At 34.1% G+C, this 5,781-nt stretch carries 7 protein-coding genes; 3 read left to right on the top strand and 4 right to left on the bottom strand.

Annotated features, from left to right (window positions below; genetic code table 11):
- Nucleotides 1-298 precede the first annotated feature (298 nt).
- A complete protein-coding gene (locus AC1DTM_RS16965; RefSeq protein WP_002110899.1) occupies nt 299-658 on the top strand; it encodes a DUF2178 domain-containing protein in 360 nt (119 codons plus the stop codon).
- Nucleotides 646-846 carry a helix-turn-helix transcriptional regulator gene (locus AC1DTM_RS16960; RefSeq protein ID WP_002110900.1) on the top strand — a complete coding sequence of 67 codons (201 nt, stop codon included), beginning with the start codon at nt 646-648 and terminating at the stop codon, nt 844-846. The genes AC1DTM_RS16965 and AC1DTM_RS16960 overlap by 13 nt, the downstream gene beginning before the upstream one ends.
- A gap of 279 nt (nt 847-1,125) precedes the next feature.
- On the opposite strand, the gene AC1DTM_RS16955 is transcribed toward AC1DTM_RS16960, so the two are convergent.
- The 4 genes from AC1DTM_RS16955 to AC1DTM_RS16940 all read right to left on the bottom strand — a co-directional run bounded on the left by AC1DTM_RS16955 (nt 1,126) and on the right by AC1DTM_RS16940 (nt 5,054).
- Nucleotides 1,126-2,088, bottom strand: a complete 963-nt coding sequence (locus AC1DTM_RS16955) for a tubby C-terminal domain-like protein (protein WP_477000532.1) — start codon at nt 2,086-2,088, stop codon at nt 1,126-1,128.
- A 248-nt stretch (nt 2,089-2,336) separates the two neighbouring features.
- On the bottom strand, nt 2,337-3,041 hold the full coding sequence (locus tag AC1DTM_RS16950; RefSeq protein ID WP_246908175.1) for a YjjG family noncanonical pyrimidine nucleotidase: 705 nt from the start codon (nt 3,039-3,041) through the stop codon (nt 2,337-2,339).
- Between the two features lie 87 nt (nt 3,042-3,128).
- On the bottom strand, nt 3,129-4,151 hold the full coding sequence (locus tag AC1DTM_RS16945) for a tyrosine-protein phosphatase (protein ID WP_088099364.1): 1,023 nt from the start codon (nt 4,149-4,151) through the stop codon (nt 3,129-3,131).
- A gap of 180 nt (nt 4,152-4,331) precedes the next feature.
- The gene (locus AC1DTM_RS16940) at nt 4,332-5,054 is read right to left on the bottom strand and encodes a GNAT family N-acetyltransferase (RefSeq protein WP_477000531.1); all 723 of its coding nucleotides are present in this window, start codon (nt 5,052-5,054) and stop codon (nt 4,332-4,334) included.
- Nucleotides 5,055-5,177: 123 nt separating this feature from the next.
- On the opposite strand from AC1DTM_RS16940, the gene AC1DTM_RS16935 reads away from it, so the two are divergent.
- On the top strand, nt 5,178-5,781 hold a 604-nt coding region (locus tag AC1DTM_RS16935), incomplete at its 3' end, for a DUF2785 domain-containing protein (protein ID WP_477000530.1).

The raw sequence follows: 5,781 nt of genomic DNA, 5'->3' as shown, positions 1-5,781 counted from the left end.
GTTTAATATTTCCTTTTGTCGCTTTACTATAATTCGCATCACCATTTCGCCCAATTAACACCGTTCCAATTACAGTAATCACTACAAGTAATATAACGATCATTATCCCAGTTAACATTTCTTCCTCCCCCTCCTTACAACCATTTTACGATATTTCCCTTTTTATTTTACAGAATTTTTAACCTTTTTTACTATTATTATGAAATAAAACGCAAAACTATTATTACTATGAATTTCCATATGTGATATATTTATAACATATAGTGATTTATTTCTAACATCGAAAGGAGAATCTATCSTGAAAACAACTTGGATAAAATATTTAGGATTTCTCGGTTTCTTTGGGTTTCTCGGATTTTTTTACGAAAAAGGATTGTTTACTATGTTCTGTTTCTTCTCCTTTTTCACGACATATAGAAAAGTTCATCACGATGAGCTTTTTGAACAAATCGTCAATAAATCATGCCGCAATGCCTTTATCATTACATTACTAACAACAACTATCATTATGTTTATTGAAATGTTATTTCCGAATCCATTTTTACAAGAGATTGATATCGCTCTTATTTTCAGCACACTCATTCTTACATTCGGATTCTCTATCTTCTTTTACGATAAACCTGTGGATGAAATGGAAGATGCACCATGGCGTTCGTAACGAAGATAAAAGAATACCGCGCCAAAGTGCATATGACGCAGGAAGATTTAGCGAAAAAGGTTGGTGTACGTCGTGAAACGATTAGCCATCTTGAAAAAGGAAAATATAATCCTTCCTTACAGCTTGCTCATGATATAGCGAGGGCACTTCATAGTACGATTGATAAGATTTTTATTTTTGAGGATTAATAAAGGGGTACTCAAAAAACTCTAACCAACAACTGTTAAATATTTTATTATTGATGTTTTTGKACTTTTATTACTATATGGTTGCATATACATTATTCTTAATATACTCTAGTGAACAGCATGATTAATAAATCTTTTAGAGAATACCTTACGCTTTCTCTTTGTATGAATGCCGACAAGCAGATAAAAAAGGAGGCTAATCAAAATTAGCCTCCCTCCTCATTATTTATCCCACTAGTTACGAGCAGTAAGACTCCCACTGATTAAAGTTTCACTTTATCACCCATACAAAACCGCATGAAATACACCTAACAGTAAGTATTGATCCTCTATATAATCCTCATCATATACATTCATCTCGATGTAATACATATCTTCCTCAAGACGAATATTCCAATCTGCTATTACATAGCCCTTTCGTAATACCTTTCCAATCCCAAGTGAATTTTTGTGAACAACATATTCTTCTGTCTTATATGTAAAGGTAAATAMGAAATTTGCATCCAATAACTTTCCGTCACATACAATTATTTCATGCTCTGCAYCATTATTATCGATGTACGTTACTAAAATCTTTCTTTGGCGCCGCCTACTTGCATCCTTTGCAATGATSCGAATATTGTCCTTACTATCCTTTATTTCATAATTGATATTACTACCAACTTTYGGAATGAAGTCTAGCACTTTCATCAAMGTATTTTTATAATAGCCCCGTACTACACTTACTTGTTTGCTTCCATTGTAAACCTCTATCGGCRTCGTGTCTGCCTTACTATCACACAGTCGTTTGTAAGAAAGCTGCATAATMCGCTCTCCTCTTAAGTACTGATCAAAYGTCACAGGATATTCTATCRCGCRCAGTTCCTTATTTAGCYCATAYAAATAGCGTTGAACGYTCTCTACTAATGTKRYMGTAGATATACGCTCCTGAAGTTCRAATTCTTGCCAACYGGAAGAAWTYCTCCACTGATTGTCCTCTTCATAGAARAAACMAAGAATTAMCTCATCATCTTCAATCGTTTCATAATTCAYATGTAYGTTCTGCCCGTGTTGAACTTGTTCCATCCACTGTCCTAAATAAATKCCCAGCTCTRCGACCTTCATGCATGACTTYTGAAAAAGKACTCTRTCACCCACACAAATYGTTAAATCCCCTTCGATAAAGCCATTTGYATAAGCAACATACCGTGGCTCATCCKTCTGTGGAATAKCCTTGTCTAACTCAAATAAAAACGTTAACATCCTTCWCTCACCTCTAGTTGTTACACAGCTCATACYTGACATCGCATYACTCTGARAAACTATGTATTATATACACATATTTAAYTAAYRCMTTATRACACGTGAATGMCMTTAGTATAGTAGCGCTATTTTTTCTTYGCGAAYTCCCTCAAAACAACATACTCCCAATATATCGACCACAACTCAAATTATATCAGCGATTTTTTCAATATATCGATTTACCGACACCCATCGACAATAGGAAAATCTTATGAGAAGGAAACTACTTTTCCTTCTACAATTTCCATAATACGAAGCAGACTCTCCACTTCATAGGTCGGCTTAACACTTGTCTTGTTTTCTTTCAGACTCGGGTTATACCAACACGTATCAATACCGTAATCTTCTCCGCCTTTCATATCAGAAGTTAAGGAATCTCCAACCATTAGTACACTTGATTTATCAGTAATCCCAAGCTTTTCAAATGCATAATCAAAAATCTCACGTGCTGGTTTTTGATGGCCTACCTCTTCAGAAATAATGATATGATCAAAGAAGTTACATAAAGGCGAATTTCCAATTCTAGATTGTTGCACCTTAGTGTATCCATTCGTAATAATACCTAACTTACAATCTTGAAGATTCTCACATAGTTTCACTGCACCTTCTATAAGATGTACTTCTTTCCCTAAGTTTTCAAGGTATACGTCACTAAATTGCTGCGCGTCTACTTCTATATTATGAAGAGCAAATAATTGTCTAAATCGATCTATCGCTAATTCACTTAGCGTAATCATTTTATTTTCTAAATCTCTCCATAATCCATTACTAATCTCTTTATAACTTGCAAGATAATCATTATACCCTGTAGGCATGCCAAATTGTACAAACGCGTTATGTAATGCGTTTCTTTCTGTTTCAGGGAAATCTAATAATGTATCGTCTACGTCAAATAGTATTACTTTGTATTTCATGATGCTCTCCTCAATTCCTATATTCTCATAGCTTAATTATAACAACAATAAGAAAAGGAGGCTAATCCAAACCAGCCTCCCTTCTCATTATTTACCTTCTAGCAATAATTCTTTCATTTCCTCTAACGATTCTTTCGTAAATCCAAGAGCTTTTTCAGCGTATGCTTCAACTGATCCATACTGCTTTTTAATTTCATCAATCGCAGCTTGTAAATACTCAGCACGAGCTTCAAACATCGCACCTAATATCGCTCTACTTTCATCGTTTTGTAATTTTGCACCTAAAAATGCCATCATTTTTTCGTTTAACTTCTCACGGAAACCGTTACTTAATAAATAGTCTTGCATTACCGTTTCTTCTGATACACCTAATAGAAGTAATAATAATGCGGAACCAAATCCAGTACGGTCTTTTCCAGCTGTACAGTGGTTTACTAATGGTAAGTTTTCTGGATTTTGTACTAACTTTAAGAAGCTCACGAATGCCTCATTACCACTTACAAAATCTTGATTCATTTTCACAAGATATTCACCAGGTTTTCCTAATACTGATAAATCACCAACTTGGAAAAACTCATTTATATTTAAATCTTTCGCTAAGTCTTGCATAACTGGTAAGCATACTTGGCGAGCACCTGTAATGCCTGGGTTCGGCTTATGCTTTACTTCAAAATCTGTACGGTAATCACAAATTAATTTTAAGCCTGACTTCTGTAAATACTCAATATCCCATTCTGTTAATCCTGCTAATTCTTCAGAACGATACAATTTACCCCATTTTACTTTACGGCCTTCAGTCGTTTCATATCCGCCCATATCACGGAAGTTAAACGCACCTTGTAATGGTAATCTACGCTCCGCGACTGTAACTGCTTGTCCATTACTTCCTACTAACCTAAAATAGGGACGCTCATTTTCACTCGGATTGGCAATTGTAGTAAATGACTCTCCATTTACCGTCACAAGTAATTCACCATTTTCTTCAATATGATCTGGTGAAGTACCCCAATAAATTTCAACTTCTTCTATGTTATTTTCCCACTCTATATGTAACGTGTTATCTTCATTTCGTTCTACAGTTGCTTGTAACCAATTTATTTGTTGCTTCATACTTCCACCAACACTTTCTTCGTATAGTATAATCCTTCTCTATTGTATTATAGGAAAGCTTACTTTGTCGTTTCGATTTTTCTTTTTATCTTACAAACATGCAAAAAGTTCTTTTACTCGTTCAAAATTTGTACATGGATTCCCGCTAAATGAGTTCGCGAGACTACGTCATTCATCCTTCTAAACCCTTTTCACATATCGCTCACTACAACTCAGCTGCTGACATCCATTCTTTTCAAAAACATCATTCATCCACTCATCTTGTACATTTGCCTCACCAATATAATAAGTGGCTCCTATTTCCTTTAATACAAACATCGTTTTTGTAAATAAGTCAGATTCATATCCTTTATTTCGCATACTCKGAGCGACTGCGAAATACATAAGTTTCCCTTCTTCTAACGTACCTCTTTCAATATACGGGACTACAATTCCTATCGGCTCTTCATTTGCAACAGCTGTTAAACAATGTTCTTTCCATTGCCCACCAATTTCTTGTTCCATCATATTTACAAATTGATCATACGCTATTTCTTCTTCCATCAGCTCATTCCAAAGAGAATAAAAAGCGTCTTCTCCGATCTCTTCAATAAGCTTAAAATCAATATCACTTTCTATATCTTCCACTTCATATATATCTTTAAATACTATTATATTTTCAGCAATATGTTTAAATGAATACTTTCCAAAGCATTTCTTATATACATCATAATTGGGACTTTTTGAAGAAACCTCAAATTGTAGATTTTCTAATCCACCTTTTTTCGCCTCAGTAACAAAATATTGCACCATTTCTTCAATTTGCTCTTCTGTAAAAACCTCTGCATTATTTTCTTTTATCATTATAGAAGAAGCACTTCTTCTTATTTTAAAATGTTTTTCTAATTGTTTTATAATCGTCATACTCTTCCCTCATCTATATAATACTTGAATTTAAGTTTTGTCTCCTTGCATGAGCAGGATTGTCCTTGAATATATAGAATACTAGAAAAGATCGCATCTTTAAAGTGCGGAGGAGGTTCTCCATTGGATATTACAGCGCTGCAACAACAGTTAGAGCTTATACAACAAAATGATTATTCGCACATGCAACATATAGATATAAATGAGTTAACAACGAACATGCTTCAGCACATTGGAACTACTGACAGTTACATTCGCTATCAGCTGATTTATAATTGTTTTTCTCACTTTATTCAATATGAGCTTCTACTCGATGATCAACTTAAATTACTTTTACATACTTGTTTAAGCGATGAATACTTATATTTTGATATTAATTCCCCATATACAGATGGGGTTTTCACACGCTCTTATACTGTTTCATTAATTGCTTTAATCCTCCAATTTTCCAACTCCCACTACTTTCTAACTGAGGAGGATGTTACAGAAATAAAACAAAATCTCATAACATATACAAATTTAGAGACTGATTTCCGTGGATATATTGAAGATAAAGGCTGGGCTCATTGTATTGCACACGTTTCTGATGCATTTAATGAAATTATCCAAAATTCCTATATTACCTTTGAATGCTATGAAGAAATGATACATTKTTTATTAAATAAAATCTTCACTTCGGCAGATATTTATCATAATAATGAAGATGAAAGAGTTGTCACTCCGTTAG

This window comes from Bacillus sp. P4_D3, assembly GCF_056401855.1.
Note: the sequence above shows the minus strand (reverse complement) of the source record. Positions and strands in the feature narration are given on the sequence as shown.